This is a genomic window from Vibrio sp. TMPB1044 (genome assembly GCF_030442075.1).
Classification (GTDB): Bacteria; Pseudomonadota; Gammaproteobacteria; order Enterobacterales; family Vibrionaceae; genus Vibrio; species Vibrio satsumensis.
Genome location: NZ_JAUJED010000093.1, coordinates 1 through 358 on the forward strand (window position 1 = coordinate 1; position 358 = coordinate 358).

Annotated in this window: 3 tRNA genes; all 3 read right to left on the reverse strand. The window is 49.2% G+C overall.

Annotated elements, in window-relative coordinates:
• Positions 1 to 6: 6 nt before the first annotated feature.
• Positions 7 to 82, reverse strand: a tRNA-Gly gene (locus QQ041_RS23980).
• 56 nt (positions 83 to 138) lie between these two features.
• Positions 139 to 215, reverse strand: a tRNA-Met gene (locus QQ041_RS23985).
• A 51-nt stretch (positions 216 to 266) separates the two neighbouring features.
• Positions 267 to 342 (reverse strand) — tRNA-Gly (locus QQ041_RS23990).
• Between the last annotated feature and the right edge of the window lie 16 nt (positions 343 to 358).

Genomic DNA, 358 nt, shown 5'->3' on the forward strand with positions numbered 1-358 from the left:
AGAATTTGGAGCGATACATCGGGTTCGAACCGATGACCTCAACCTTGGCAAGGTTGCGCTCTACCAACTGAGCTAGTATCGCATTAGTTAATCGCTGCTCTTACCGCCTTGGGCAATAGATAGCGCTTAACTGTAATGTGGTTGCGGGAGCCGGATTTGAACCGACGACCTTCGGGTTATGAGCCCGACGAGCTACCAAACTGCTCCATCCCGCGTCCGGATGCATTATTTAAGTTAATGACTCTGTTCTCTAAAAAGAGAGAATTTGGAGCGATACATCGGGTTCGAACCGATGACCTCAACCTTGGCAAGGTTGCGCTCTACCAACTGAGCTAGTATCGCATTAGTTAATCGCTGC